At 70.6% G+C, this 26427-nt stretch carries 23 protein-coding genes and 3 pseudogenes; 10 read left to right on the top strand and 16 right to left on the bottom strand.

Annotated elements, in window-relative coordinates:
- Nucleotides 1-290: 290 nt before the first annotated feature.
- The 4 genes and pseudogenes from O3W51_RS33920 to O3W51_RS33910 form a co-directional block, all read right to left on the bottom strand.
- Nucleotides 291-1634: a glycoside hydrolase family 16 protein gene (locus tag O3W51_RS33920; protein ID WP_269288226.1), complete on the bottom strand. Its 1344-nt coding sequence runs from the start codon at nucleotides 1632-1634 to the stop codon at nucleotides 291-293.
- A 79-nt stretch (nucleotides 1635-1713) separates the two neighbouring features.
- Nucleotides 1714-2811 (bottom strand): annotated as a pseudogene (locus O3W51_RS33915) (glycoside hydrolase family 64 protein); the annotation flags it as partial.
- A 135-nt stretch (nucleotides 2812-2946) separates the two neighbouring features.
- Nucleotides 2947-3267, bottom strand: a pseudogene (locus tag O3W51_RS49000) (hypothetical protein); the annotation flags it as partial.
- A 325-nt stretch (nucleotides 3268-3592) separates the two neighbouring features.
- The gene (locus O3W51_RS33910; protein ID WP_138356908.1) at nucleotides 3593-4195 is read right to left on the bottom strand and encodes a TetR/AcrR family transcriptional regulator; all 603 of its coding nucleotides are present in this window, start codon (nucleotides 4193-4195) and stop codon (nucleotides 3593-3595) included.
- A gap of 143 nt (nucleotides 4196-4338) precedes the next feature.
- Between O3W51_RS33910 and O3W51_RS33905 the strand changes: the two genes are divergently transcribed.
- The 3 genes from O3W51_RS33905 to O3W51_RS33895 all read left to right on the top strand — a co-directional run bounded on the left by O3W51_RS33905 (nucleotide 4339) and on the right by O3W51_RS33895 (nucleotide 7377).
- The gene (locus O3W51_RS33905; RefSeq protein ID WP_244809012.1) at nucleotides 4339-5004 is read left to right on the top strand and encodes a peroxiredoxin-like family protein; all 666 of its coding nucleotides are present in this window, start codon (nucleotides 4339-4341) and stop codon (nucleotides 5002-5004) included.
- A gap of 182 nt (nucleotides 5005-5186) precedes the next feature.
- A complete protein-coding gene (locus O3W51_RS33900; RefSeq protein ID WP_198358288.1) occupies nucleotides 5187-6248 on the top strand; it encodes a right-handed parallel beta-helix repeat-containing protein in 1062 nt (353 codons plus the stop codon).
- 58 nt (nucleotides 6249-6306) lie between these two features.
- A complete protein-coding gene (locus O3W51_RS33895; RefSeq protein WP_138356906.1) occupies nucleotides 6307-7377 on the top strand; it encodes a methyltransferase in 1071 nt (356 codons plus the stop codon).
- A 75-nt stretch (nucleotides 7378-7452) separates the two neighbouring features.
- Here the strand turns inward: O3W51_RS33895 and O3W51_RS33890 are convergent, their stop codons facing one another.
- From O3W51_RS33890 to O3W51_RS33845, 10 genes are all read right to left on the bottom strand, one after another.
- A complete protein-coding gene (locus tag O3W51_RS33890; RefSeq protein WP_138356905.1) occupies nucleotides 7453-8850 on the bottom strand; it encodes an acetyl-CoA carboxylase biotin carboxylase subunit in 1398 nt (465 codons plus the stop codon).
- Between the two features lie 5 nt (nucleotides 8851-8855).
- The gene (locus O3W51_RS33885; protein WP_269288224.1) at nucleotides 8856-9509 is read right to left on the bottom strand and encodes an acetyl-CoA carboxylase biotin carboxyl carrier protein; all 654 of its coding nucleotides are present in this window, start codon (nucleotides 9507-9509) and stop codon (nucleotides 8856-8858) included.
- Nucleotides 9506-11233 carry an acetyl-CoA carboxylase carboxyltransferase subunit alpha gene (locus O3W51_RS33880; RefSeq protein WP_138356904.1) on the bottom strand — a complete coding sequence of 576 codons (1728 nt, stop codon included), beginning with the start codon at nucleotides 11231-11233 and terminating at the stop codon, nucleotides 9506-9508. The genes O3W51_RS33885 and O3W51_RS33880 overlap by 4 nt, the downstream gene beginning before the upstream one ends.
- Before the next feature lie 96 nt (nucleotides 11234-11329).
- Complete coding sequence (locus tag O3W51_RS33875) at nucleotides 11330-11662, bottom strand: TcmI family type II polyketide cyclase (RefSeq protein ID WP_138356903.1); 333 nt, start codon at nucleotides 11660-11662, stop codon at nucleotides 11330-11332.
- A 34-nt stretch (nucleotides 11663-11696) separates the two neighbouring features.
- The gene (locus O3W51_RS33870; RefSeq protein ID WP_138356902.1) at nucleotides 11697-12152 is read right to left on the bottom strand and encodes an SRPBCC family protein; all 456 of its coding nucleotides are present in this window, start codon (nucleotides 12150-12152) and stop codon (nucleotides 11697-11699) included.
- A gap of 1 nt (nucleotide 12153) precedes the next feature.
- Nucleotides 12154-12411, bottom strand: coding sequence for an acyl carrier protein (locus O3W51_RS33865; protein ID WP_138356901.1), 258 nt, complete (start codon nucleotides 12409-12411; stop codon nucleotides 12154-12156).
- An 89-nt stretch (nucleotides 12412-12500) separates the two neighbouring features.
- The gene (locus O3W51_RS33860; RefSeq protein WP_138356900.1) at nucleotides 12501-13763 is read right to left on the bottom strand and encodes a beta-ketoacyl synthase N-terminal-like domain-containing protein; all 1263 of its coding nucleotides are present in this window, start codon (nucleotides 13761-13763) and stop codon (nucleotides 12501-12503) included.
- The gene (locus O3W51_RS33855; protein ID WP_138356899.1) at nucleotides 13760-15028 is read right to left on the bottom strand and encodes a beta-ketoacyl-[acyl-carrier-protein] synthase family protein; all 1269 of its coding nucleotides are present in this window, start codon (nucleotides 15026-15028) and stop codon (nucleotides 13760-13762) included. The genes O3W51_RS33860 and O3W51_RS33855 overlap by 4 nt, the downstream gene beginning before the upstream one ends.
- Complete coding sequence (locus tag O3W51_RS33850) at nucleotides 15025-15465, bottom strand: cupin domain-containing protein (protein WP_138356898.1); 441 nt, start codon at nucleotides 15463-15465, stop codon at nucleotides 15025-15027. The genes O3W51_RS33855 and O3W51_RS33850 overlap by 4 nt, the downstream gene beginning before the upstream one ends.
- A gap of 53 nt (nucleotides 15466-15518) precedes the next feature.
- Nucleotides 15519-16688: a SchA/CurD-like domain-containing protein gene (locus O3W51_RS33845; protein ID WP_198358290.1), complete on the bottom strand. Its 1170-nt coding sequence runs from the start codon at nucleotides 16686-16688 to the stop codon at nucleotides 15519-15521.
- A 301-nt stretch (nucleotides 16689-16989) separates the two neighbouring features.
- On the opposite strand from O3W51_RS33845, the gene O3W51_RS33840 reads away from it, so the two are divergent.
- The 5 genes from O3W51_RS33840 (at nucleotide 16990) to O3W51_RS33820 (ending at nucleotide 22374) form a co-directional block, all read left to right on the top strand.
- Nucleotides 16990-18630 carry an FAD-dependent oxidoreductase gene (locus tag O3W51_RS33840; protein ID WP_269288221.1) on the top strand — a complete coding sequence of 547 codons (1641 nt, stop codon included), beginning with the start codon at nucleotides 16990-16992 and terminating at the stop codon, nucleotides 18628-18630.
- A gap of 316 nt (nucleotides 18631-18946) precedes the next feature.
- Nucleotides 18947-19354: a hypothetical protein gene (locus O3W51_RS33835; protein ID WP_269288220.1), complete on the top strand. Its 408-nt coding sequence runs from the start codon at nucleotides 18947-18949 to the stop codon at nucleotides 19352-19354.
- Nucleotides 19355-19500: 146 nt separating this feature from the next.
- Nucleotides 19501-20193 carry a class F sortase gene (locus tag O3W51_RS33830; RefSeq protein ID WP_138356894.1) on the top strand — a complete coding sequence of 231 codons (693 nt, stop codon included), beginning with the start codon at nucleotides 19501-19503 and terminating at the stop codon, nucleotides 20191-20193.
- A 162-nt stretch (nucleotides 20194-20355) separates the two neighbouring features.
- Nucleotides 20356-21768 (top strand): pyridoxal-phosphate dependent enzyme, encoded by a 1413-nt coding sequence (locus tag O3W51_RS33825; RefSeq protein WP_269288219.1) that lies wholly within the window; start codon nucleotides 20356-20358, stop codon nucleotides 21766-21768.
- A gap of 186 nt (nucleotides 21769-21954) precedes the next feature.
- Complete coding sequence (locus O3W51_RS33820) at nucleotides 21955-22374, top strand: TOBE domain-containing protein (protein WP_138356892.1); 420 nt, start codon at nucleotides 21955-21957, stop codon at nucleotides 22372-22374.
- Nucleotides 22375-22414: 40 nt separating this feature from the next.
- On the opposite strand, the gene O3W51_RS33815 is transcribed toward O3W51_RS33820, so the two are convergent.
- Complete coding sequence (locus tag O3W51_RS33815) at nucleotides 22415-22627, bottom strand: DUF4287 domain-containing protein (RefSeq protein ID WP_138356891.1); 213 nt, start codon at nucleotides 22625-22627, stop codon at nucleotides 22415-22417.
- Between the two features lie 30 nt (nucleotides 22628-22657).
- Nucleotides 22658-23134 (bottom strand): DUF5990 family protein, encoded by a 477-nt coding sequence (locus tag O3W51_RS33810; protein WP_244809015.1) that lies wholly within the window; start codon nucleotides 23132-23134, stop codon nucleotides 22658-22660.
- Nucleotides 23135-23388: 254 nt separating this feature from the next.
- Here O3W51_RS33810 and O3W51_RS33805 point away from each other — a divergent pair, with 254 nt between their 5' ends.
- Nucleotides 23389-24816, top strand: a complete 1428-nt coding sequence (locus O3W51_RS33805) for an alkaline phosphatase family protein (protein WP_138356889.1) — start codon at nucleotides 23389-23391, stop codon at nucleotides 24814-24816.
- A 223-nt stretch (nucleotides 24817-25039) separates the two neighbouring features.
- Nucleotides 25040-26421 (top strand): annotated as a pseudogene (locus O3W51_RS33795) (beta-1,3-glucanase family protein).
- Nucleotides 26422-26427 lie beyond the last annotated feature (6 nt).

Below are 26427 nucleotides of genomic sequence, written 5' to 3'. Positions count from 1 at the left end.
CTTTGCCGGGAGGGGGATGTCGGCGCAGAGGATCCGCACCGACATGCGGCGGGCACCGCCTTCCCGGGTGCCACCGGACGCTAGTGCCGGATGTGGCACTCCTGTTGAGGGATCATCACCATTGGATAAACATCGGAGCCCTACCCGGAATCCCTGGTACCGTTCCGTACCCGCATATGACCGGCCCGCGGCCTCGGCGCAACCATGCCCGGAACGCCGCGGACCGGTGGGAACAGCGATCGCGAGGATCGCCCTTCCCACGGGCCGGCAGTCGTACTCGGCTTCGGCGCTCAGCTCTGTGTGTAGGTGAAGTGCGGAGTGTCGTACTGGGGACCGTTCTTCTCGTAGGTGAACCAGTAGGTGATGACGCTGCCCGCGGAAAGCTGACTGACCGTCTGCGTCCAGGCACCCCCGCTGTTCGCCATCCGGAAGTTCTGCTGACCCGCCCCGTTGACCAGATAGTGCACGTCCACGTACTGCGCGGCCGTGGTCGGCGTGAAGGAGATCCGCGCCTGAGTGGCATTGATCCGGGTGGCGCTCGCCGAGTAGTCGGGTGACGAGGTGCCGCCCGTGGTACCACCGGTCGTCGTCCCGCCGGTGGTCGTCCCACCGGTCGTCGTCCCACCATTGGTCGTGCCACCGTTCGTGGTACCACCGCCGTTGGTCTGGTAGACACCGAACCAGTCGATACTCATACCGGCGCCCGAGGTGATGTCCGCCGAGGGCGAGGTGCAGCCACAGACCTTGTTCGGGTACGAACCGCCGATCGCCACATCGAAGATGGCGAAGAACCCGTGGTCGACGGCCGCCTGCCAGGTAGCCGTCGACACCTGGTTCTGATTGACCTGATAGGTCAGACCGCCGTCCAGGTAGAACCGCAGCTGCTCGGCAGCGGTGTTGGTACGGTCCACGATCACCGAGTACGTGTGGAACCCGGTCTGGCAGCCGCCGCACGCCTGCAGCCCACTGCTGATGCCGTCCGGGTCATGGCACTCGCCGGCCCAGACACCGCAGTGGAAGGTGGTCGAGTGCTGACTCAGCGCGTTGACGTCCTCCATGATGTCCAGCTCGCCGATGTTCGGCCAGTTGGTCGCACCCACCGGGCGGGCCGCGGCGCCCATCGCCCAGAACGCCGGCCAATAGCCCAGTCCGTGTGCCGGGTTGGGCTGCTGGATGGAAGCGCTGATCTGCAGCTGACCGCCGGCCGGGGCGGCGAAGTCGGTGCGCTGGGTCTCGATCCGGCCGGAGGTCCAGTGTCCGCCGGCGTCCTTGATCGGCTTGATCACCAGATGGCCCGCACCGTCCTGGTAGACGTTTGCCGTTGAATCGGTCGCCGTCTCCAGTTCACCGGTCCCCCAGTTCGGCGCCGCACCCGGGTAGTTGTAGTTGGTACCGATGTCGTAGAGCCAGTTGGCCCTGTTGAGACCGCTGCCCGACGCGCCGCTGAAGTCATCGCTGAAGACCGTGGTCCAGCCGGCCGGAGGCGCCGGCGCCGCGGCGGCCGACCCGCCCGATAGGGACAGACCCAGGGTGCCGGCGACCAGCATGAGCAGAGCACTGAAGACAGTGAGCGGAACACGCCGCATACGGCGCGCGGCGCTCGACGCGGTTTCGGGCGGGACGTTTTTCCTCATGGGCGGTCGTGGCCTTTCTGCAGAGCTCCGAGACGTACGCGATGTACGAGAGGTGCGGATGGGTTCCGGGGAGGCGACGTCAGCTGAAGGGATCGAGGATGAGTGATGCCTGCTGCGGGCTGCCGTCGTGCACCAGCGACTCGTGGTGGCCGACGTCGTCGAAGGCGAACGCGTACGCGTTCCCGTCGGCCATCTGCGCGTGGATGAAGCGCGCGTAGTGGTTGGTCACCGCGTCCTGGTAGAAGTTCGCGGAACTCGCGTCGGGCTGACCGGTGTTGACCAGCAGTGTCGAGCGGTTGAATCCCGCGCACAGCGTGCGGGAGATCGGGCCGCGCACCAGGTCGTTGGGGGCGTCCAGGAGCTTGTAGCAGCCGAAGACGCTGTCGGCGTCGGGCTTCTGGAAGCTGGTGACGACCGCCCCTGAGGTGTTGGTGAAGTTCATGACGTTCCCCGACACCCGGCCGAAGTACTTCGTGTTCGGCTGGTCGGCGAAGGGCGTCACGGTGAGCGTCGAGGTGGAGTACTTCTGCCACACCCGGTTGATGTAGTCGTCGAGGACGCCGTTGGACAGCGCACCGGACTCGATGCCGTGCCCCGGCGCCAGCGCCCGCAGGACCGAACCGTCCGGCGCCGTCTGGATCAGCCCGCCCCAGCCACCGGACTGGCCGCGCAGCGCGTTGAGGACCGCGTTGTATCCGCCGGGCTTCAGATGGCCCGTGGTCTGGCCGGCCCCGGTGGTGGACTGCACCGCGACCGCGTAAGGCGCGGAGAACATGTCCACCTGAGTGCTGTTGATCCACAGCCCGCTGTCGTTGAGCGTGTACTCCGACCAGTTGAACAGGATGTTGCGGTTCGGGTCGCTCGGATTCTGTACCGCGGGCTGCACCAGACCGCCGGTGGTCAGTTTGAACGCCAGCTTCTGGCCGTAGGAGAAGTAGACCCGGCCGGAGAACTTCGGGATCTGGATCGTCACCGACTGCCCGGAGGCGGGGCCGGGGATCGACGCGTCAGGGGCGGGGGTCGGCGGATTGCCGCCCGCCGGCCAGGCGTGGAACCCGCCGTTGGCGTCCGCCCAGCCCTGCTGACCGCTCGACAGCTGGGTGCCCAGGTCGTAGATGTAGACGCTGCCACCGCGCCCCGAGTTGTTGGTGATCTTCAGCGGTATGGTCCCGGGCACCGGCTGCCCGCCACCGCCGCCACCCGTGGTGCCGCCGGTCGTTCCGCCGCCGCCCTGGGTGTAGGTGAACTGGGGGGTGTCGTACTGCGGTCCGCCCTTCTCGTAGGTGAACCAGTAGGTGAGGACCGAGCCCGTCGAGAGCTGGTCGACGGTGCGGGTCCAACTGCCCCCGCTGTTGGTCATCCGGAAGTTCTGCTGGCCGGCGCCGTTCACCTGGTAGTGCACATCGACGTACAGCGCGGTCGTCGTGGGGGTGAAGGTGATCCGCGCCTGAGTGGAACCGGTAGCGGTGACGCTCTGGGTGTAGTCGGACGGTCCGGCCGCCGCGTTCCCCGCGACGGCGGTGAGACCGAACAGTCCCGCGAGCACCAGGACGACGGCGGAGGCGAGTGCGGTGGCGCTGCGGCTCCAGCGCCGTCGGGGCCGATCAAGGCGCGGAAGTGGGGTTCTGCGCATCGGAAAACTGGTATCCCTTCTTCTGTTCACGAAGCGAAAGGGAAGTACTGGTCCGGGCAGGTCGCGCTTTCACCTCACAGCCGAAGGCAAGCGATCATCCCCAGGGATGCCTTCGAACCAGCGAGATGAGAGCGCTCTCACCCAACAGGATCGTGTTGGATTCTTAGCGCACGACGTGTTCGCGTCAAGAAGTTGAACAAGATCTACTTAACGACCAGGACATATACCGGTGATGAGGGGCGCCCCCTCCTCCGCCGGCGCTTTGGGCTTTTCGTCGGCGACGGGAAAACAAGCCACAGGGCTTGTTATTAATCGAACGACGGCCCTACCGACCGCGCTCCCGCCGGCCGAGCAGTTCGAGGGCCGCTTGGACGGTGCCGAGCAGCGTCTCCACGTCCGCTCCGCCGCGCGAGCGCAGGTTCACGCCGTAGGCGAGCAGCGCCAGCGTCTCGGCGGCGGCGTCCGGGGAGACGCCCGGGGCGAGTTGCCCCTGACGCCGGGCCGTCTCGAGTTCCGCGCACAGCGCGTCCCGCAGCAGCCGGTGGTGTTCGTCGAGCAGGGCGCGGACGGCGGGGTCGCTGCCCTCGGGGCCGATATGGGCGTTGACGACCATGCAGCCCCATCCGGCGTACTCACCGGAGCAGCGGGCCTCGATCAGACCGGCGAAGAAGTCCCGCACGGCGGGCAGGCCCCGCCCGTCCTCCGCCAGTTCGCGGAACGCCGGCTGCGCGCGATGCAGCAGATAGCGGCGCAGGGCGGCGAGATAGAGCTCCCGCTTGTCGCCGAAGGTGGTGTACAGACTGGACCGGCTGAGCCCCGTCGCGGTGGCGACGGCCTGGATCGACGCCTTGTCCGAGCCGTGCTGCCAGAACAGCCGCTCGACGCGCTCCAGCGCCGTGTCCGGATCGAAGTGCTTGATGTCGGGCATCACTCACCGCTCCCGAGTACTTGGAATGGTGATTCCAAGATAACCCTTGACGTGCGAACCGACCCGCCATCATCCTGGAACGAGTGTTCCAAGATGTTCGGGATGTGTTCCGCACTCCCCTGCACAGAGAGAGGACGGCGATCGTGAGCCTCCAGGATGAGCTGCGCGACCTGCGCGACCTGTACGAGAACGGACCCCGGAAACTCCCCGCCGAGCTGCTCGAGGTCATGGACCGGGGCGGGTCCGAGCTCGCCGCGTCCGGCCTGGCGGAGCGCGCCCTGGGCCCGGGTGCGCGGGCTCCTCGGTTCACCCTTCCGGCAGCCACCGGGGAGCAGATCGCGCTGGACGCGCTGCTCGCCGAAGGACCCGTGGTCCTCACCTTCTACCGCGGCGCCTGGTGCCCGTACTGCAATCTCGCCCTGCGCTCCCTGCAACTGCACCAGGACGCCGTCACCGCCCGCGGCGCCCGCCTGGTGGCCGTCTCCCCGCAGATCCCGGACGAGACCCTCTCCATCACCGAGAAGGAGCAACTCACCTTCGACGTTCTCAGCGACATCGGCTCCGACGTCGCACACCGGTTCGGCATCGCGTTCGACCTCTCCGGCGAACTGGGCGAGGTGTACGACCGGTTCGGTTTCGAGCTCCAGCGGGTCAACGGCGGCCATGCCCGCACCCTGCCGCTGCCCGCCACCTACGTCATCGACCGCTCCGGCGTCATCCGCTGGGCCTTCGTCAGGTCCGACTACACCGTGCGCGCCGAACCCGCCGACATCCTGGCCGCACTCGACACGCTGGACACGCTCGGCTGAACGCGCTCTTCCCGGGCGGTCGACTATGAGTGGCGGGGCCTGATGATCACCCATAGCTTCGAACCGGCGGGCGCACGCTCTGTACGGGCGAGGAATGCGGTGCCGCTGTCGAACGTCCCTCGGATCCGTCGCCGAGCCCGGCGCTGTTACGGGAGGACCATCCTGGAGAGCGGGTTCCGGTCATGGCTACGCGACGGTTTCATCAACTGGTGGGTACTGCTGTCGGCGTCGCCGCCGTAGGGCTGGCGGCGGCGCCGCCCGTACAGGCGGAGAGCGTACTTCTCGTCAGCAAGGGTCAGTCGATCCAAGAGGCGGTGAACCGGGCGAAACCCGGGGACACGGTCCTCGTGCTGCCGGGCACGTACCAGGAGAGCGTTCAGGTCACGATCCCGAATCTGACGATCCGCGGGTCCGGCGACCGGACGCTGATCACCCCTCCGGCCGTACCGGGCGGCAACACCTGCGCCGCGGGCGGCTACGGGATCTGCGTCACCGGAACGGCGGACCAGCCGGTCACCGGTGTGACCGTCGAGTCGCTCGCGGTCTCCGGGTTCACGAAGCACGCGATCAACGCGTCCGACACCGACGGACTGAGCGTGCGTTTCGTGCTCGCCCAGGACAACGGCCAGTACGGCATCAGCGTCGAGAAGTCGACCCGCGCCCGGCTGTCCATGAACCGGGCACGGAACAACGGGCAGGCCGGCATCTTCATGGCGAACCTGACCAGCGGCGAAGGCGGCGCCATGGACACCCAGAGCGCGATGATCAGCGGCAATGACGTCTCCGGGAACCGGATCGGCGTCGTCGCACGGCGGGTCCGCAATCTGACGGTCGAGAACAACACGATGACCGGCAACTGCGGTGGCGTCTTCGTCGTGGGGGACGAGGGGACGCCGAGGGCCGGAGCGATCGGCATCCGTCTCAACAAGGTGGTGGCGAACAACAAGTTCTGCCCGGCGAACAGCCGGCTGCCGGTCATCCAGGGCTCCGGAATCGTCCTGACCGGCGTGGAGAACACGACCGTGGAGCTGAACAGGATCACCGACAACGTCGGGACCTCACCGCTGTCCGGCGGCGTCGTGCTGTTCCCGAGCTTCGCGGGCGGTCCCAACTCCGGCAACACCGTCAAGGACAACACGGCGCTCCGCAACGGTCCGGCCGACCTGTCCGACCGGGACACCGGCCTCGGCAACACCTTCAACGGAAACCACTGTCTGGTCTCAGCTCCGGTGGGCCGCTGCTGACCGAGTGGTCCGCCGCGCCGCGTCCGACACCCTTCCGATCCCCAGGAGAGGCAGCCCCATGACGACCACCCCTTCCACCGCACCCGTCCCCGCGGCACCCGCATCCGCATCCGCCATCACCCCGCACGCCGGCATGCGCCTGCGGGAACTCGTGTTCGGCGCCGCCTGCGCCGCGGCCGTCCGCGCCGCGGCCCGGCTGCGGGTCGCGGATGCCCTGGGCGACACCCCCGCGACGGTCGAGGAACTGGCCCAGGAGGTCAACGCCGAGCCCAAGCCGCTGCGCCGGCTGCTCCGTGCGCTGTCGTGCTACGGGCTGTTCGCGGAGACGGAGGACGGCCGCTTCACGCACACCGAGATGTCGCGGCTGCTGCGCGAGGACTCCCCCGACAGCCTCCGGTACATCTCGCTGTGGTGCACGGAGCCGTGGACCTGGGACGCGTGGCCGCTGCTCGACGACGCGGTCCGGTCCGGCAAGGACGTCTTCCCCGAGCTGTACGGCAAGAACTTCTTCGACTACCTGCACACCGACGCGAGCGAGTCGGCCGTGGTGTTCGACCGGGCGATGTCGTCGTCCAGCAGGCAGTCCGCAGAGGACCTCGCCGAGTTCGTCGACCTCACCGGGGTGTCGAGCGTCGCGGACATCGGCGGCGGCCAGGGGCTGGCGCTCGCCTGTCTGCTGGAGCGGAACCCGGAGCTGAGCGGGACCCTGCTCGACCTCCCCAAGGTGATCACGAACGCGGACCCGCGGCTGCGGGACGGCGGCCCGCTGGCCGGGCGGGTCCGGCTCGTCCCGGGCGACTGCCGCAACGAGATCCCCGTCCAGGCGGACCTGTACATCATCAAGAACATCCTGGAGTGGGACGACGCCAGCACCCGCGCCACCCTGGCCAACATCGTCAAGGCCGCGCGCCCCGGCGCCCGGGTGCTGGTCGTCGAGAACCTGGTCGACGACAGCCCGTCGATGCGGTTCACCACCGCCATGGACCTGCTGCTGCTCCTGAACGTCGGGGGCGCGAAGCACTCCAAGGTCAGCATGGCCGCCCTGATGGAGGAGGCCGGGCTCGCTGTCGGCCAGATCCGCCCGGTCAACCCCTACCTGCACGCGTTCGAGGCCGTCGTCCCCGTCTAGGGGTCGTCACCGTCACCACGCACTGTGCGCCACGCCCCTCAGGGAGCGTGGCGCACAGTGCGTCGTACGGTCCGGTCAGCCGACCGGTGCGGATTCCTTGCTCGTGTCGCCGTCCCGGTCGGACTCCTCGGCGGTCATCGCGCCGACCAGCCCGGTGGTGTGCAGCGCCGCCTGGAACAGCGGGTGCGCCAGCGTCCTGCGCAGGAAGCCGAGCGTGGTGTGCACACCGGGTCCGCTCACCCGGAACTCGCTGAGCGCGCGGTCCATCCTGGCCAGTGCCTGTTCGCGGTCCGGCGCCCACACGGCCGCCTTCGCCAGCAGCGAGTCGTAGTCGGGCCCGACCGGCCAGCCCGGGTAGGCGTGCGTGTCGACCCGTACGAACGGGCCGCCGGGCGGCACGAACTCGGACAGCAGCCCGGGAGTGGGCGAGAACTCGTTGTCGGGGTTCTCGGCGTTGACGCGGCACTCGACGGCCACGCCGCGCAGGGTGATGTCGCTCTGCCGGAACGACAGCGGCAGCCCGGCGGCCACCGTGATCTGTTCGCGGACGATGTCGATTCCGGTGACCAGTTCGGTGACCGGGTGCTCCACCTGGAGACGGCAGTTGATCTCCATCAGATAGAATCGGTCGTCCGGCGTCACGACGAACTCGAACGTGCCGGCCCCGACGAAGCCCACCGCCGTGGCTCCGTGGACGGCGGCCGTCAGCATCGCCTCGCGCAGCTCCTGCGGCAGCCCGGTGGCCGGCGCCTCCTCGATGAGCTTCTGGTGCCGGCGCTGCACCGAGCAGTCGCGCTCGCCCAGGTGGACGGCGTTGCCGTGCCGGTCGCACAGCACCTGCACCTCGATGTGGCGGGCGTCGTCGACGAACCGTTCGAGGTAGAGCCGGTCGTCGCCGAACACCGCCCGGGCGTGGGCGCGGGTCTCGTTGTAGGCGAGGCGGAGGTCGTCGGCGGACCGGACCACGGCCATGCCGCGGCCGCCACCGCCCGCGACGGCCTTGAGGATCACCGGGTAGCCGACCTGCCGGGCGAGCTCCTTCGCCTCGGCCGGCGAGGTCAGCGCGTCCATGCTGCCGGGCAGTACCGGCAGCCCGGCCTGCGCCATCAGGGAGCGGGCCGCCGCCTTGTCGCCGAGCTGCTGCATGACCTGCGGGGGCGGCCCGATGAAGACGATGTCGTGCGCTTCGCAGATCTCGGCGAAGTCGGGGTCCTCCGAGAGGAAGCCGTACCCGGGGTGGATGGCCTGCGCGCCGGTCTGCAGCGCCGCCTCGATGACGGCGGGGACGTTGAGGTAGCTGCCCTTGGCGGGCGGCGCGCCGATGTGCACGGCCTGGTCCGCGAACCGCACGACCGCGGAGTCGCGGTCCGCGGTGGAGTACACCGCGACCGTACGGATGCCCATTTCACGGCAGGTGCGGGCCACCCGCAGGGCGATCTCCCCGCGGTTGGCGATCAGCACGGTGGAGAACACGGGCATCACCTCGACGGCCCGGAGACGGCCGCCGGCTCACGGACCGCGACCAGGTCCGCACCCGCACCCGCTTCGGCGTCCACCGGCTCCAGCGCGATCAGTTGCTGGTCGAACTCAACCGGCTGCCCGTTCGGCGCGAGCACCTCGGTCACCCGGCCCCCGACCTCCGCCGTGATGGTGCTCATCAGCTTCATGGCCTCCAGAACACCTACCGGCTGACCCGGTGCGACCACATCGCCGACGCACACGTACGGCGGCGCGTCCGGGGAGCTCGCGTGGTAGAACGTGCCGACCATGGGCGCCCGGACGTAGTCCAGCGCCTCGCCGTCCCCGGCGGGCGCGGCGTCGGATTCCGGGGCGGCGACCGGAGCGCCGGCGGCCGGCGCGGGACGGCTCAGGGCCGCCGGGTCCGGCCACTCGACCTCGACGGTGATCTGGCCGTCCTGCATCCGGATGCGGGACGGCGGATGGGCGGTGGTCCCGCTCAGCCGCACGACACTGCGGCACACGGCGTCGAGCACCGCTCCGGCCGGCATCGCGGCGTCCGGCATCACGGCGTCGCGCGTCACCGCGTCCGGTACCGGCGGTGCGCCCGGCACCTGGCCGTCCGCCGGCGGGTTTCCGTCACTGCTGTTCCGCTGCTCGTGGTCCGGCTTCACAGCGCACCTCTTTCCACGCTCAGGTTGTGTGCGGTCCCGAAGCGCTGGAATCGGCTGCTGCGGTCGCGCAGCAGCCGCTCCGGCTCCCAGGGGTCCAGTTCGTTCAGCGCCGCGGTCAGCGCGGCGCCCAGCAGGGCGGCGGACTGCGGGTGGTCGGTGTGCGCACCGCCCGGCGGTTCCGGCACGACACCGTCGACGATGCCGAGTTCGAGCAGCTGCCGGGCATCGACGCGCAGGGCCTCGGCGGCGGTCGGCGCCGCCGACGCGTCCTTCCAGAGGATGGCGGCGCAGCCCTCCGGGCTGATCACCGAGTAGATGCCGTTGGCGCTGATGAGCACCCGGTCCGCGACGGCCAGCGCCAGCGCGCCGCCACTGCCGCCCTCGCCGGTGACGACGGCCACGATCGGCACCGGCAGCCGGGCCATCAGCCGCAGGTTCGCCGCGATGGCACCGGCCTGGCCGGTGCGTTCCGCGTCGGGACCCGGGTTGGCGCCGGGGGTGTCGATCAGCGTGATGACGGGCAGTCCGAGCTTCGCGGCCATCCGCATCAGCCGGGCCGCCTTGCGGTATCCGCCCGGATTCGGCATCCCGAACTTGCGGCGCTTGCGCTCCACGAGTCCGGTGCCGCCCTTCTGATGGCCGATCAGCATGACGGGCCGGCCGTTCAGCAGCCCCGGGCCGCCGACCACCGCCGCGCAGTCCTCCGCGATCCGGTCACCGTGCAGCTCGTGGAAGCCGTCCAGCAGGTGCGCGGCGTAGTCCAGCGTCGTGGGGCGGTCCGGGTGGCGGGCGAGTTGCACCGTCGCCCATGGGTCGGCGCCGGCCAGTTCTTCCGGCCGGCGCAGGATGGCTCCGCTGTCAGTGGCCGTCGCGGCGGGAGCCGCGGTCGCCGCCGCATCCGGTTCCGGGTCCGCGGCCGGTTGCAGCGCGAGGAGCTGGCCGAGCGTCGCCCGCAGTGCGGCCCGCGGCACGACGTCGTCGACCAGTCCGTGGCTCAGCAGGAACTCCGCGGTCTGGAAGCCCTCCGGGAGCGTCTCGCCGGTGGTGTGTTCGATCACCCGCGGCCCGGCGAAGCCCAGCCGCGCACCGGGTTCGGCGATGATCACATCCGCGAGCGTCGCGAACGAGGCGGCCACGCCGCCGTAGGTCGGGTCGGTGATGAGCGAGATCACCAGGATCCCGGCCTCGTCCAGCTCGGCCAGGGCGTTGGTGGTCTTCGCCATCTGCATCAACGACAGCACGCCCTCCTGCATCCGCGCGCCGCCGGAGGCGGTGACGAGCAGCAGGGGGACGCGCATCCGCAGACTGGTGTGCGCCGCCGCCGTGATCAGCGCGCCCTCACCGCAGCCGAGGCTGCCGCCGAGAAACCCGAAGTCCATCGCGGCGACCACCACCGGCCGGCCCTCGATGGTGCCGCGGGCGCAGAGCACCGCCGTCCGCTGTCCGGTCGCCGCCCGCGCGTCCACCAGCCGGTCGACGTACGGGCGGGTGTCGGAGAAGCCCAGCGGGTCGGGTACGCACTCGACCGGGTCCAGCGGTACCGCGGTTCCGGGGTCGAGCAGGTGCTCCAGCCGTTGACGGGCGGTGAGCCGGGTATGGGAACCGCAGTCGGGGCACACCTTGAGTGCCCGGGTGAAGCGTTTGGCGTAGATGAGCGTGACGCAGCTGTCGCACCGCACCCACGCCGGGGGCTCGGCGTTGTGGGGAATCTCGACCTCGACCATGGGAGGTGGTGTCCTTCCAGCCTGCCGTGCAGGGCTCGAACGTGCGGGCATCGCAAGTTGCCTGGGGCCGGAGATCCGGCCCCAGGCTGCTCCGAACTAGTCGGCGTCGCTGCGCTCCCAGCGGTAGAACTCGCGGGCCATCGCGTCCTTGGGCTCGCGCCAGGTGGCCGGGTCGTACGCCTGGACGTGCGCGGCGAGCCGGTCGCTGACGTCCCGGAACTCCGGATGGCCCTTGAACCGGGCCACTTCGGGGCCGGGCGGCCGGTCCGCCTCGATCAGGTGCAGGTACAGGTCGCCGAACTGGAACAGACTGCGCCCGGTCACACCGATGAGGCGCGGCAGTTCCCCGCGGTCGGAGGCGGCGAAGGCCTCGGCGATGTCGGGGGCGGCGTCGGTCCGCATACGGGCGACGATGAGCGAACGGTGCATCGGGGTGGTCCCTTCGGGGTCGGAGCGGGGTCGGTCAGACGACCCGGGCGTGCTGCTCGACCTGCTCGCGGATGCGTTCCATCTGGATCAGCGAGTTGCGGTTGATGTGGTCGGTCATGCCCGCGTCGTCGACCGGCGCGGTGGGCTTCATCGCGAAGTCCTGCAGCCAGCGCATGGACGTGCCGTCCGGCACCTCCCGGTACTCCCAGCGGATGTTCATGTGCTCGAAGGGACCGGTCTCCACGCGGCGGGCCTTTACGGTGAACGTCTTCGGGTCGGCCTCCCGCTCCGAGACCCAGCTCCAGACCGTGCCGTTCTCGTCGGGGTGCATCGTCAGCCGGAAGGTGACGGTGTCGCCCTGGCGCTCGAGCACGTCGACGGACGCGTACTCGCTGAACAGCGTCGGCCAGCGTTCGAGGTCGTTGGTGAGCTCCCAGGTGAGGTCCAGGGGCGCGTTGATGACGATCTCGTTGTCGGTGTGTCCGGTCATGTCAGGCTCCGAGGGTGAGTTGGGCGTTGACGCTCTGCAGGAAGGAGTGCGGGGTCTTGCACGAGTCCGCTTCGTCGCCGATCTGCCGGCCGTAGCGGTTCTCCAGCTCGGAGACGATGCCGAGCAGGCCGAGGGAGTCGAGGTTGAACTCCTCGAACGTCGCCTCGGGCCTCTTCTCCATCTCGCCCGGGTCGACGGACAGGCCGGCGCGGCCCTTCATCAGGGACGCGAGCTCATCGAACGTGACAGGTCCGTTCATCACTGGTTTCTCCTTGGCTCGGGGGAACAGCTCCGGGGAACAGCGGTCGGGGGACGCGGGAACGGCGCCCGGTGGGCGCGCCGTTCCCGTCAGCGCCGGTCGTCGGGAACGCGGCGCAGCACCAGGGCCGAGTTGCAGCCCATCAGACCGCGGCTCAGGACGAGGGCCGTGCGCAGTTCGGTGGCGCGGGCCTCGCCGGTGACGAGGTCGAGGTCGTGGCGGACCTCGGTGATGTTGGGGGTGGGGGGCACCACGCCGTGTTCCAGGGCGAGTACCGCGGTGGCGACGTCCAGTGCCGAGGCCGCGGAGTACGCCCGGCCGAAGCCGGTCTTCGGCGCGGTGACGGGGACGTTCGCGGCGTGCGGGCCGAGGGCGTCGGCGATCGCCAGTGCCTCGGCCTGGTCGGCCGCGGGTACGCCGAGGGCGTCGGCGAAGACCACGTCGATGTCCTCGGCGGAGCAGCCCGCCTCGTCCAGCGCGCCCTGGATCGCCCGCGCCAGACCCGGCCGGGAGTGCTCCCAGCCCGCGGTGCCGGTGAACGTGGCGGCATGTCCCGCGACCACGGCCCGGACCGGGGCGCCGCGGCGGCGCGCCGCGGACTCCTCCTCGACCACGAACATCGCGCCGCCTTCGGCGGGCGAGAATCCGCAGGCGTCGTCGGTGAACGGCAGATAGGCCCGGTGCGGGTCCGTGGCGAGACTGAGCTCGGGGTAGCCGAGCTGGCAGACGACCGAGTAGGGGGCCAGCGGCGCCTCGGTGGCGCCGACGACGACCGCGTCGGTGCCCCGCCGGATCGTGCGGCAGGCGTGTCCGAACGCGTCGAGGCCACCGGCCTCGTCGTTGGCGAGCACTCCGCAGGGGCCCTGGAAGCCGCCCCGGATGGAGATCTGGCCGGTGCTCGCGGCGTAGAACCAGGCGATGGACTGGTACGGCCCGACGAAGTGCGGGCCCTGGCCCCACAACTGCTGCAGTTCGCCCTGACCGAACTCGCCGCCGCCGGAGCCGGCCGCGGTCACCACGCCGATGGCGAAGGGCGACTGCGGGTCGTGCTCCAGCTGGGCGTCGCCGAGGGCGAGATCGGCCGCTGCCATCGCGAAGTGCGTGAAGCGATCGGTCTGGACCAGATAGCGGCCTTCGACCAGGAGGGCCGGGTCGAACCCGGCGACCTCTCCGGCGACCCGCAGCGGCAGCTCGGTGCAGCCCTCGCGGGTGACCGGGCCGAGCACGGACACGCCCTGCTGGACGGCCTTCCAGAAGGCGTCGGTCCCGACGCCGTTCGGCGCGATGACGCCGAGGCCGGTCACCACGGTCTGCCGGCCGGTGGTGCTCCGATCCGGTGACGTTCGCTTCATGACGGGCTCCTCTCCGCGTGCCCGAGCACCACGGCGGACTGGAAGCCGCCGAAGCCGCTGCCGACCGACAGCACGGACCGCAGCGGGGCGGTGCGCGCGGTCCTCGGCACGTAGTCGAGATCGCAGTCGGGGTCGGGGGTGTCGTAGTTCGCGGTCGGCGGCACCACGCCGTGGGTCAGCGCCAGGGCGCAGGCGGCGAGTTCGATCGCCCCGATGGCGCCGAGCGAGTGCCCGACCATCGACTTGATCGAGCTCATCGGTACGGTGTGCGCGTGCGCGCCCAGGGAGCGCTTCACGGCCGCCGTCTCGTGCCGGTCGTTCTGCACGGTGCCGGAGCCGTGCGCGTTCACGTAGTCGATCTCGGTCCGGTCGATACGGGCCTGGTCCAGCGCCTGGTCGATGGCGTGGGACATCTCCAGGCCCTCGGTGGTGAGACCGGTCATGTGGTACGCGTTGCCGAACGTGGCGAAGCCGCGCAGCTCGCAGTAGATCCGGGCGCCGCGCTTCTGCGCGTGCTCCCATTCCTCCAGGAGCAGCACGGCGGCGCCCTCGCCCAGGACGAACCCGTCGCGTTCGGCGTCGAAGGGACGGGAGGCGTGGGCGGGGTCGTCGTTGCGTGTGGAGGTCGCCTTGATCGCGTCGAAGCAGGCCACCGTGATCGGGGAGATCGGTGAGTCCGCGGCTCCGGCGACGATCACGTCGGCCTTGCCGTCCTGGATGGCGTGGAAGGCGTGGCCCACCGCGTCCAGCCCTGACGTGCAGCCCGTCGAGATCGTCTGGACCGGGCCCTTGGCGCCGAGGTCCTCGGCCACTTCGGAGGCGAGCGCGCTGGGCGAGAAGGCCCGGTGCAGATGCGGTCCGGCACCTTCCGGCCGTACGTCCCAGCGCCCACCCGAGTCGCTGACCTTCACGTAGTCGTGTTCGAGCCGGGTGGTACCGCCGACGGCCGACCCGAGGGAGGCCCCGACCCGCCAGGGGTCCTGGGCCTCCATGTCGAGCCCCGAGTCCCGGACCGCTTCGCGGGCGGCGACCAGCGCGAACTGGACGTACCGGTCGGCGCGCTTCTCGAGGTCCGGGCCGAGACCGCAGGCGGCGGCATCGAAGTCGACCTCCGCGGCGATCCTGGAGCGGAAGCCCTCGGGGTCGAACAGCGTGATGCCCCGGGTCGCGGTACGCCCGGCGGTGAGCAGGTCCCAGAAGGCAGGAACCCCCACGCCGCCGGGGGCGACCACGCCCAGTCCGGTGACCGCCACCCGCCGGGTCACGTCCTCGCCCCCGCGGGGTCGGGGGGAGCCATCGTTCCGGCTTGGACGTGCTCGGTCTCCTCGGTGTCCACATGGCCCAGTTCCGGCCGGGGCGCGAGCGGCCCCAGATGGAAGACCATCCGGGCCTCTTCGGTGCCCACGTTGCGGAAGCGGTGCCGGACGTCGAGGGGAACCAGCAGCCCCTGGTCCGGGCGGAGCGAGTGGCTGACGCCGTCCAGGTCCACTTCGAGCGCGCCCGAGACGACGTAGACGAACTCCTCGGAATACGGGTGGTAGTGCTCCGCGATCTGCTCACCGGGCTGGATGATCGCCAGCCCCATGAAGCCGCTCGTGGAGCCCACGGACGTCGGGGTGAGGACGGCGCGGATGTCTCCGCCACGCCGGGTGTTGGGGCTGGTGTCGTCGAGGTGGACGATACGTGCCTGCTGAGGTGTCATGGCCGCTCCTTGGTCGGTGCCGTCCGGTTGCGGAGCCGGACGCGCTGGGGGTTTCAGGCGGCCTGCGCCCGGCGGTCGGTGATGAGGTCCATCGCCGCGACTCCGTACGAGAGTTCACCGGCGGCGGACGGGTCGTGGTGCTTGCCGAGGTCGAGCAGCCGGTTCAGCTCCTCGGGCACGACATCGGCGAGCTCGCCGGCCGGCGAGCGCCGCTGCGGGTCCGCCAGGTCGACGACACGGACGAGGACGTCGTCACGGTGGAAGACCGTGCTGCCCACGAGCCGCTGCCCGGGGTCCGCGGCGGCGGCCGCGTCCAGCTCGGCGAGCAGGCGGGCCGCCTCCTCGCCGCGGCCGGGCTTGACCGGGTAGAAGTACGCCCGGCGGGTGACGCCGTCGTCCGGGGCGGTCGCGGAGCCGGTGACGTGCTCGACGGCGGGGAGCGCCGCGCGGGCGAAGAAGGCGCGGGCGGACGACCCGTCGGTGAGGTCCCGGGCCTCCTCCAGATACGGGTTGATCGCTTCCTCGACGGCCCTGACCTCGGGCTGGGCGGCGACGTGCCGCAGCGCGTTGCCCAGGTCACCCGTCACCTCGACGGCCCGCACGACGCGGTTGCCGTGCATGAAGAGCGACGTGCGGCGCAGCTGCGTGGTGTCGTCGACGCGGGCCTGCGGCGAGCGGTAGCCGGCCAGGATCTTGGCCACGGCCGGTTCGCTGCCGGGCTTGACGGTGAAGGTGATCGCGTGGCGCACGACGCCGCCGGAGCACAGCGGCGGTGCCGGCAGCGGGTCGGTACCGGCGGCGCGCTTGGCGGCGGCCTTCCCCTTGGCGGGGCCCGGCCGGGCCGCACGCCGCTCCGGGCGGGCCGGGGGGTCCAGCGGGTCGGGGGTCTCCCGGGCGATCACGAAGCGCAGGGACGTGGTGTCCCGGACGCAGCCGTGCAGCGGTTCGACCATCTTGCGGTGGGCCGCGCTCTCCACCCAGGCCAGGAAGGGCTCGCTGCCCTCCCATTCGCTGGTGATGAGCCATTGGGACGAATTTCCGAGCGACTGGCAGAGCTGGTCGCTGACGTGGCCCGGTACTCCGGCCACCTGGTGCCTGATCTCCTCGTACGCCTCCAGGAAGCGCTCCTGTCGGCCGTCGAGGACGTCCAGCAGGAGCACGACGCGCAGTCGCGTCGTCTCCAGGGTGGGGTCCGCTATGCGCCGGTCGTCCAGAGTCGTCACCGTGATCGTTCCTCTCTGTCGGGGGACGGGCGTACCGCCCGCCACGGAATGCGGCTTCGATGACGGGTCGGGAAACTCCGACACCCCTGCCGACTGCCGCAGGCCTTGCCCTCTGCATATGCACCAGGCGTGCTCGGCTACGGCCGATGCTCACATAACGGCATGAATCGCGCACGGTACGTGAGGCGGGCGAGTGACTTCCCGGTCAACAGGCTTGCGACAGGGAAAGGAGGAACGCAGCCGAACGGCCGTCACGAATCCGTGGCGGACCCGCTCCCGCACAACCCTCTCTGGAGACCTCATGACGTCGAAGATCGACGATCGCGTGCCCGTCCTGATCGTTGGTGGCTCCCTGGTGGGGCTGTCCGCCTCGCTGTTCCTGGGCCGGCTCGGCATCGAGCACCTGCTCGTGGAACGGCACGCCCAGACCTCGCACCACCCCCGCGGCCGGGGCAACAACGTCCGCACGATGGAACTGTTCCGGACCGCGGGGGTGGAACCGCTGATCCGCGAGGCCGCCTCCGTCCTGGCGGAGAACCACGGCATCCTGCAGGCCGACACACTGACCGGCTCGGAGCAGGAGTGGCTGTTCAAGCAGATCGACCCCGGCGGGGCGCTGGCCAAGTTCAGCCCGTCGGGCTGGTGCCTGTGCAGCCAGAACGACCTGGAGCCGGTGCTGCTGCGCAGCGCCCGCGAGCTCGGCGGCGACATCCGCTTCGGCACCGAGCTGATTTCCGCCGAGCAGGACGCCGAAGGAGTGACGGCGGTGGTCCGGTCCCGTGAGACGGGTGAGGACCGGACGATCCGGGCGGACTACCTCGTCGCCGCGGACGGGCCGCGCAGCCCGGTGCGCGAGCGGCTCGGCATCGGGATGACCGGGGCCGGCGACCTGTTCCACAACGTGAGCATCACGTTCAAGGCCAAGCGGCTGGCCGACGCGGTCGGCGACCGGCGCTTCATCGTCTGCTACCTGACGAACCCCGAGAGCCCCGGCGCGCTGCTGCCCGTCGACAACGACGAGAACTGGGTGTTCCACGCACCCTGGCGCCCGGACGACGGCGAGACCCTGGAGGACTTCACCGACCAGCGGTGCGAGGCACTGATCCGCACCGCGGTCGGGGTGCCCGACCTCGAGGTGGAGGTCACCGGGAAGGCGCCGTGGCATGCCGCCGAGCGGGTGGCCGAGCGCTACGGCACCAGCCGGATCTTCCTGGCCGGGGACTCGGCGCACGAGATGTCCCCGACCGGGGCGTTCGGCTCCAACACCGGCATCCAGGACGCACACAACCTCGCCTGGAAGCTCGCCGCGGTGCTGCGCGGCTGGGCGGGCCCCGGGCTGCTGGAGACGTACGACGCCGAGCGGCGGCCGGTGGCGCTGGCCACCGGCGCCCGCGCCTCGACCCGTTCCGCGGAACACCGTCACCCGGGTTACGACGTCAGCCCCGGCGCCGGCCGGAAGCCCGGGATGCTCGCGGTGGTGCTGGGCTACCGCTACCTCGACGGCGCGGTGGTGGGCGCCCCGCAGGACCAGCCGGCCGTCCCGGAGGAGTTCCGTCCGCTGGCCCAGCCGGGCGGCCGGGCCCCGCACATGTGGCTCAGCCAGGAGGGCCGCCGGCTCTCCACCCTCGACCTGTACGAGCGGACCCCGGTGCTGCTCAGCGGTCCCGACGGCGGCGCCTGGCACCAGGCCGGTCTGAGCGTCGCCGGGCGCACCGGCATCCCGCTGGCCTGCTTCCGGGTGGGCCCGGACGAGAATCACGACCTCGTCCCCGAAGAGGGCGCCGACTGGGCGCAGTTGCACGGGGCGGAGAACGACGGGGCGGTCCTGATCCGCCCCGACGGATTCATCGCCTGGCGGTCGCGGACCGCGGACGCGAACGCGGAGCGGACGCTGACGGACGTGCTGGAGAAGGTACTGGGCGGCGTTCCCGGCAACGGGTGACGGCTGCCACCGGGAGCGGGCCGCGCCGACGCCGCGCGGCCCGCTCCGCCGTGTCACGCCGGGTGACGCCGCATTTCCCCGTGGTCCGGCCCGCGGGCCGGGGGTGCTGATGCCCCGTCGGGGTGAGGCACCGTCAGCCCGGTGCCGCCCCACTCCCCCACGGCCGGCACCACCCGAAGAGAGCACTCCGTCACCCATTGTGCTCTCTCCGGTGGCACAACCTCGGTATATGACTGACGGTGATGACGTCGCTACTGCGCTTCCTATGGCTGATGCCCTGTCAGCCAGCGCACGTCGCGGCGGAAGGAACCTTCCCATGCGCACTGCTCGCACCCTGCTGGCCGGAGCAACCCTCTCCGCTGTCCTCGCCATCGCCGCTCCCGCCGCCCATGCCGCCACGGGTGCCCACAACGCATACGACCCGAGCGGCTCCTCCAGCTCCAGCTCCAGCTCCAGCGACAGCTGGTCGCCGTCCGAGCAGGGCGCCAAGTCCGAGAACGGCTGGAAGGGCGAGGAGTCCAAGAAGGGCGCCAAGTCCGAGGAAGGGTGGAAGGGCCAGGAGGCCAAGAAGCCGCACGGTGGCATGCACACCGGCGGTGGCGGCATGGCCCTCTCGGGCGGTGGCCTGGCCGCCGGTTCCGTTCTGCTGCTCGGTGGCCTCGGCGCCGGCGCCTTCGTCCTGCGCCGCCGCAACACCTCGGCCGGCGCCGGCCTCGCGGCCTGATCCGACGCACGTTCCGCACCACGCGTTCCGTCGTTGCCACCGTCGTCCCACGATGACGGTGGCAGCGCCGGTTCCGGGCCCGGCCCGCCGCCCCGCTCGCGGGCAGCAGAACCACGAACCGCAGAGCTGATGAAAGGCATCACCGAATGGCCCAGCAGTCCGCACAGCACAGCGCCCGAGCGGCGGAGAACGCACCGGGCGGTGACGGCTCGTCCCGAGTCCTGGGCTGGGCCACCGGCGCGGCTCTGCTCGGCGCGTTCCTGATCTACAACTCCGTCGACGCCTCCGAGGCCGCGCCGCCCCCGGCCGCCGTCGTGGCGCAGGCCACAGCGCACGCGGCGGCCCCGCCGCCGGTCAGCGCCGCCCCCGGACTGCCCGCCTCGCGCCCGACCCTGCTGACGATTCCCGACATCGGCGTGAGCGCACCCTTCACCCCGCTGCACATCGGCACGTCGGGCAAACTGGATCCCCCGCCGTCGGACAACAACAACCTCGCCGGCTGGTACGCGGAAGGCCCCACCCCCGGCGAACGCGGCAACTCCATCGTCGCCGGCCATGTCGACACCAAGACCGGCCCCGCGGTGTTCTTCCTGCTCAGCATGGTCAAGCCGGGCGCCACCGCCGAGATCACCCGCGCCGACGGCGTCATCGCGAAGTTCAAGGTCGATTCCGTCGAGACCTTCTCCAAGAACAACTTCCCCGACCAGCGCGTCTACGCCGACACCCCCAACGCCCAGCTGCGCATCATCACCTGCGGCGGCGCGTACGACCACTCGAAGAAGGACTACACGGACAACGTCGTCGTCTTCGCCCATCTGGAATCCTCCCGCCAGGGCTGACCACCCGGCGGCACACACCCGGGGCAGGGCCGGGGGCGGTCACGGTATCGTCCCCCTGCGGGTCCATGAACCGGACACCGGCCCCGCGGTGTTGCCGCTGGTCCTTCACACCCGGTGGTTCCGTCGCGTCGAAACCACCGGAAGAGGGACGAGGTTCCAGAGATGACCGTCTACGAATCGGTCACGGACGCGATCGGCGGGACGCCGCTGTTCCGGCTGGCGCGGCTGGGCGCGGGAATCGTGACTCCGGTCTACGCGAAGGCGGAGTTCCTCAGCATCGGCGGCAGCGTCAAGGACCGTGCCGCGCTGTCGATGGTGCGGGAGGCCGAGCGTACGGGTGAGCTCCGGCCGGGCGGCACCATCATCGAGGCGACGTCGGGGAACACCGGCATCGGGCTGGCCATCGTCGGACGGCAGCGCGGCTACCGGGTCGTGATCGGGGTGTCCGAGCGGGCCGCCCCGGAGAAGAGCGACATCCTGCGGGCCTACGGCGCCGAGGTCGTGCTTGCCCCGACCGCGCTCTCCAAGGACCATCCGGACCACCTCTTCCATGTCGTGCGCCGGCTCGCGGAGGAGATCCCCGGCGCCTGGCTGGCGAACCAGTACGACAACCCGGCCAACCCGGACGCCCATGTGGTGACCACCGGGCCGGAGATCTGGGAGCAGACCGGCGGGCGGGTCACGCACTTCGGGGCGGGCGTCGGCACCGGCGCCACCTACAGCGGCACCGGCGCCGTCCTGAAGAAGGCATCCGACGGACGGGTCACCGTCGTCGGCGCGGACCCGGAGGCGTCGGTGTACGCCGGCGGCGACGGCAGCTCCTACTTCGTGGAGAGCATCGGCCACTTCGTCCATCCGGAGACCTCGGAGGACGTGTGGCCCGAGTCGTACCACCGGAGCGTGGTCGACGTGTTCGAACGGGTGCCGGACCGGGAGTCGTTGCTGACGGCGCGGCGGATGGCCCGTGAGGAAGGACTGCTGGTGGGCCCCTCCTCGGGGACGGCGGTGGCCGCGGCGCTACGGGTGGCACGGCGGCTGGGCCCCGACGACCTGGTCGTCGTCCTGCTGCCCGACTCGGGCCGCTCCTATCTGTCCTCGGCGCTCAGCGACGACTGGCTGCGGCAGCGCGGCTTCCTGGAGGAGCCCCGGCACCGCGATGACACCGAACCGACGGTGCGCACGGTCCTGGGCGACGCCCGGGGCCACGGCGAAAACTTCGTCACCGTCGCTTCCACCGCCTCGCTGGGCGAGGCACTGGCCGTGCTGCGCGCCGCGCGGACCGATGTCGCGCCCGTGGTGCTCGCCCGCGCCGAGCGGCCGTTCGGTATCGCCGCCTCCGAGATCACCGGCTCGGCCGAGGCCGCCGGACTCCAGCGGGCACTCGACTCGGGTGCGGGTCCTGAGGAGCCGCTGCGCGACCACCTCGCCCCGGCGCTGCCCGTCGTCGGCCTCGGCCAGCCGCTCTCCAGTGCGCTCGCCTGCCTCGACACTCCTCAACGCCGCCACGAGGCCGCCGTCGTCCTGCTCGACGGGCGCGCGGTCGGCGTGGTCGACCGGAAGGCGCTGGAGGGCTGAGCGGTCGCCCGGCCGCGGCGTGGCGAACCGGCGGAATCGGGCAGTTGTGGGGGATGTGCCAGGCCGTTCCCGCCACTGGCATGGCGTTTGCGACGCGTGCCGGAACGGGTGCGCGGAGTGTGGCTACGGTGAAGGGACACGACGGGCCAAGCCCGACATTCCACTCACTTTGCGAGGCGCACCTTCATGAGTCTGAGCATCCGCAACCAGATTCCCGGCACCGTCACCGACGTCACCGCCGGCGAGGTCATGGCGACCGTCAAGGTCCGGCTGGACGGCGGCCAGGACATCACCGCGGCCATCACGCTGGAAGCCGTCAAGGAGCTCGGGATCGCCGAGGGTACGGCCGTCCGCACCCTGGTGAAGTCGACGGAGGTCTCCCTGGCCACCGGCCCGGTCGAAGGCCTGAGCATCCGCAACCAGCTCGCCGGCACCATCTCCGAGGTCGCCACCGGCGGCGCGATGGCCAGCGTCAAGGTCACCGTCCCGGGCGGCGAACTGACCGCGGCCATCACCAAGGACGCCGTCACCGACCTCGGCCTGACCGCCGGCACCTCCGTGGTCGCGCTCATCAAGTCGACCGAGATCTCCCTCGCCACCGTCTGATCCGGGCGACAGCCCGCCGCGCGGAGTCCGCGCCGGCGGGCTATTTACCGTTGTCCTCGGCGAGGGTGTGCGCGACCAGGGCGTTCGCATGGCCATGGCCCATGCCGTGCTCGGCCTTGAGCCACCCGACCAGTTCCATGTGCCTGGTCAGCGGCGAGGACCGGATGAGGTCCTTCCATTCGGCGATCGGGCGGCCGTACTTCTGCTCGATCGAGGGGAAATAGGCGGCGGGGCCCTTCACAGTCTCAGTCATGGGAAAAGTGTGGCATCCGGTTCTGACAACTCACCTGGGCCGTAGCGTCTGCGGGGTGGTTGCCGACCAGGTCACCAGGGGCGGCCGCACCCGCCCGCACAGCGGCCGGCCCTCGGCGGTCGTCAGCCGCAGCCGCGCGGTCAGCCGGCCACCGCGCACCGCCTCGTCGAACGTCTCCGACGGGACGTCGGCGAACATCAGCTTCGCCCGGCGCAGCATGTCGGTCACACCCGCCGCGTCCACCGTGACCCAGGACAGGAAGACGAACTGCCCGCCCAGCCGGTTCTGGATGTAAGGGCCTTCGAGTTCCGTCCCGGTGGCGGTCGCCACGGCGACGGCCTCCAGGGTCCAGCTCGCCGACGCGGCGTCACCCGGGTGGAGGCCCGTCCACTCGCCCGGCCGGTCCTTGCGCTGCACGCCGATGTGAACGTTGCCCGCGGCGGGGAAGTCCGGGCCGAGGACGAAGGCACGGCCGGGCAGGTCTGAGGCCTCGATACGGATCTCCACCCGGTCATCATCCCCCGCCGGCCCGGCCATGGGCGTGTCCCGGCACCATGACTCTGCGTCAGGTGCCCCATGGAGACATGACGTCCGGTGGAGCTCCCGCCCTCCCGCGGCGGCCTGCCGTGCCGTGGCCCGGTGCTCGCTGCTCGTTGGTCACGTGTTCACCGATTGCCCCCTTCGCCTCCCTCCCGGTCCCCGCAAAGGTGTTGATGGGTCCACGACCAGGGCTCGCACCGACAGGTCGAGAAGGGATGTTCATGGCCGAGTTGACGCGACGCAGACTCCTCGGATCGGCGGCGGGGGCGATGGGAGGCGCGGCGGCGCTCTCCCTGCTGCCGCCCAGCGTGCAGAAGGCCGTCGCGGCGGGACCACCGCGGCACGGTTCGCTGAACGACATCGAGCATGTCGTCATGCTGATGCAGGAGAACCGCTCCTTCGACCACTACTTCGGCACCCTCTCCGGCGTCCGCGGCTTCAACGATCCGCACGCGCTGAAGCTGGACAACAGGCGCTCGGTCTTCTACCAGCCCGACACCGTCAACCCGGACGGCTATCTGCTGCCGTTCCATCTGGACACCCACAAGTCCAGCGCCCAGGCCATCCCGTCCACCAGCCACGCCTGGGCCGTGCAGCACGCCGCCTGGAACGGCGGCAGGATGGACCAGTGGCTGCCCGCACACCGCAAGGCCGACGGGGTCAACGGCCCGTACGTGATGGGCTACTACACGCGGAAGGACATCCCCTTCCAGTTCGCCCTCGCGGAGACCTTCACCATCTGCGACAACTACTTCTGCTCGGTCTTCGGCCCGACCTGGCCGAACCGCCTGTACTGGATGACCGGCACCATCGACCCCGGCGGCACGATGGGCGGCCCGGTGCTCACCAACAAGGCGCCCACGCCGTACCGGTGGCCGACCTACGCGGAGCGCCTGCAGGCCGCCGGCATCAGCTGGAAGGTGTACCAGCAGGACGACGACTACGGCTGCAACATGCTGGAGCAGTTCAAGACGTTCCGGGACTCCAAGCCGGGCGAGGACCTCTACGAGCGCGGCATGCGCCCGCAGCCCGAGGGCACCTTCGAGGACGACGCGCGCAACGACCGGCTGCCGACGGTCTCCTGGATCATGCCGACGAGCTTCCAGTCCGAGCACCCGGACTACCTGCCGGCGGCCGGCGCCGACTTCGTGGCGCAGAAGATCGAGGCCATCGCGTCCAATCCGAAGGTGTGGGCGAAGACCGCGTTCATCCTCAACTACGACGAGAACGACGGCCTGTTCGACCATGTGGCCCCGCCCACGCCGAAGGCAGGCACGGTCGACGAGTTCGTCCAGGGGCTGCCGATCGGCGGTGGCTTCCGGGTCCCGGCGATCATCGTCTCGCCCTGGACCGTGGGCGGCTGGGTGGCGAGCGAGGCCTTCGACCACACCTCGGCACTGCAGTTCCTGGAGCGGTTCACCGGCGTCGAGGCACCGAACGTCACACAGTGGCGGCGGCGCACCTTCGGCGATCTGACCTCGGCGTTCCGCTTCTCCCACGCCACCGTGCGGCCGCCGCGGCTGCCGCACGACACGGCGAAGCAGCTGGAGGAGGCCAAGAAGGAAGTGGCCACCCTCCCCAAGCCGGTTCTCCCCGGCGCCGACCAGACGTTCCCGAAGCAGGAGAAGGGCCGGCGGCCGCACACCTGAGCCGGCCCCGCACAGCGATCCGTGCCGAGCGCGGGGAACCCGGCCTGTCAGGTTCCCCGCGCTCGGCGCGTGTTCAACCCTCGTTGTCAGCAGGTGGGTTGGGGCGATTATGGAGCTACTTCTTGACGCCGAGGAAACGCGGTTGTAAACATCACCCCACCGGGAGAGCGCTCTCTCGACGTTTCCGGCTCCATCACGGACCCCCACCCGTTCAGGAGATGCCATGTCAGGCGATCGTTCCTTGCTGGTGCGCCATCGGTTGAGCCGCGACAAGCGCCGACCGTATGTCCTCATCGCCCTGCTCACCGCGTTACTTGCGAGCCTGCTCTTCGTCGTGACGCAGCCGCCGGCCCACGCGGCGGGCGCGCTGCTCTCGCAGGGGAAGCCGGCCACCGCGTCCTCCGCCGAGAACGCCGGAACCCTCGCCGGCGCCGCCGTCGACGGCAACACCGGCACCCGCTGGTCCAGCGCGTTCAGCGATCCGCAGTGGGTCCAGGTCGACCTCGGGGCACCGCGTCGCTCTGCCAGGTCGTCCTGCAGTGGGAGGCGGCGTACGCGAAGGGCTTCCAGATCCAGGTCTCCGACAGCGGAACGGGCAACTGGACCACGGTCTACTCCGCCACCACCGGAACCGGTGGCACCCAGACCCTCGACGTCAACGGCACCGGCCGTTACGTCCGCATGAACGGCACCACGCGCGCCACCGCCTACGGCTACTCCCTGTGGGAGTTCCAGGTGCGCTCCGGTTCACCGGGCACCCCGCCCACCACTCCCCCGACGGACCCCGGTTCGTTCTGGGGCGACACCAGCACCATCCCGCCCGCGCAGAACGTCGTCATGCTCAAGATCCTCAACCGGACCAACGGCAAGTACCCGGACAGCCAGGTCTACTGGAGCTACAACGGGCAGGTCCACTCGATCGCCGATCAGCCGTACTTCGACATGCCCGTCAACTCCGCCGGGCGGATGTACTTCTACGTCGGCACGCCGAACGGCCAGTACTTCGACTTCATCGAGTTCACCGTCGGAGCGAACGTCTTCAACGGCAACACCACACGGGTCGACGCGTTCGGCCTGAAGCTCGCGATGCGGCTGCACACCCGCGACGGTTACGACGTGTCCGTGGGTGAGGACCAGGCCACCTTCGCCGAGGACCGGTCGGTCACCTTCCAGAAGTTCATCAACGAGGTGCCGGCGCAGTTCAAGGTGCTGGCGCAGTCCCAGGCCCCGTACCGGATCATCGCGCCGGGCAGCGACCCGACGTTCCGGGCCGGCGGGGTGAACGCCAACTACTACACCGCCTACGCGAACTCGGTCGGTGTCAACGCTCCCACGTCCGATGTCTTCGGCTGCGCGGGCACCCTGTCCGAGAGCCCGGGGATGTGCTCGGCGCTCAACCGGCATGTCGCCACGCTGCCGCAGTCGCAGTGGTCGGACCCCAGCCTGTACTACCAGGCGGGCCCGGCGAACTACTACGCGAAGTTCTGGCACGACCACGGCATCAGCAAGCTGGCGTACGGGTTCCCGTACGACGACTACGCCGGCCAGTCCTCGTTCGTCTCCCACGCGAATCCGCAGTACCTGCTGGTCGCGGTGGGCTGGTAAGCACGC

Origin of the sequence: Streptomyces sp. H39-C1, assembly GCF_027158125.1 — a bacterium.
Classification (GTDB): Bacteria; Actinomycetota; Actinomycetes; order Streptomycetales; family Streptomycetaceae; genus Actinacidiphila; species Actinacidiphila fildesensis.
Note: the sequence above shows the minus strand (reverse complement) of the source record. Positions and strands in the feature narration are given on the sequence as shown.

What these genes read in the sequence shown, in the direction of transcription:
- O3W51_RS33875 (WP_138356903.1), bottom strand. Translation starts at nt 11,662, where the DNA reads ATGCACCGTTCGCTCATCGTCGCCCGTATGCGGACCGACGCCGCCCCC.
- O3W51_RS33865 (WP_138356901.1), bottom strand. Translation starts at nt 12,411, where the DNA reads ATGAACGGACCTGTCACGTTCGATGAGCTCGCGTCCCTGATGAAGGGC.
- O3W51_RS33910 (WP_138356908.1), bottom strand. Translation starts at nt 4,195, where the DNA reads ATGCCCGACATCAAGCACTTCGATCCGGACACGGCGCTGGAGCGCGTC.
- O3W51_RS33805 (WP_138356889.1), top strand. Translation starts at nt 23,389, where the DNA reads ATGGCCGAGTTGACGCGACGCAGACTCCTCGGATCGGCGGCGGGGGCG.
- O3W51_RS33815 (WP_138356891.1), bottom strand. Translation starts at nt 22,627, where the DNA reads ATGACTGAGACTGTGAAGGGCCCCGCCGCCTATTTCCCCTCGATCGAG.
- O3W51_RS33880 (WP_138356904.1), bottom strand. Translation starts at nt 11,233, where the DNA reads ATGGTCGAGGTCGAGATTCCCCACAACGCCGAGCCCCCGGCGTGGGTG.
- O3W51_RS33830 (WP_138356894.1), top strand. Translation starts at nt 19,501, where the DNA reads ATGGCCCAGCAGTCCGCACAGCACAGCGCCCGAGCGGCGGAGAACGCA.
- O3W51_RS33900 (WP_198358288.1), top strand. Translation starts at nt 5,187, where the DNA reads ATGGCTACGCGACGGTTTCATCAACTGGTGGGTACTGCTGTCGGCGTC.
- O3W51_RS33835 (WP_269288220.1), top strand. Translation starts at nt 18,947, where the DNA reads ATGCGCACTGCTCGCACCCTGCTGGCCGGAGCAACCCTCTCCGCTGTC.
- O3W51_RS33920 (WP_269288226.1), bottom strand. Translation starts at nt 1,634, where the DNA reads ATGAGGAAAAACGTCCCGCCCGAAACCGCGTCGAGCGCCGCGCGCCGT.
- O3W51_RS33850 (WP_138356898.1), bottom strand. Translation starts at nt 15,465, where the DNA reads ATGACACCTCAGCAGGCACGTATCGTCCACCTCGACGACACCAGCCCC.
- O3W51_RS33895 (WP_138356906.1), top strand. Translation starts at nt 6,307, where the DNA reads ATGACGACCACCCCTTCCACCGCACCCGTCCCCGCGGCACCCGCATCC.
- O3W51_RS33860 (WP_138356900.1), bottom strand. Translation starts at nt 13,763, where the DNA reads ATGAAGCGAACGTCACCGGATCGGAGCACCACCGGCCGGCAGACCGTG.
- O3W51_RS33820 (WP_138356892.1), top strand. Translation starts at nt 21,955, where the DNA reads ATGAGTCTGAGCATCCGCAACCAGATTCCCGGCACCGTCACCGACGTC.
- O3W51_RS33825 (WP_269288219.1), top strand. Translation starts at nt 20,356, where the DNA reads ATGACCGTCTACGAATCGGTCACGGACGCGATCGGCGGGACGCCGCTG.
- O3W51_RS33840 (WP_269288221.1), top strand. Translation starts at nt 16,990, where the DNA reads ATGACGTCGAAGATCGACGATCGCGTGCCCGTCCTGATCGTTGGTGGC.
- O3W51_RS33870 (WP_138356902.1), bottom strand. Translation starts at nt 12,152, where the DNA reads ATGACCGGACACACCGACAACGAGATCGTCATCAACGCGCCCCTGGAC.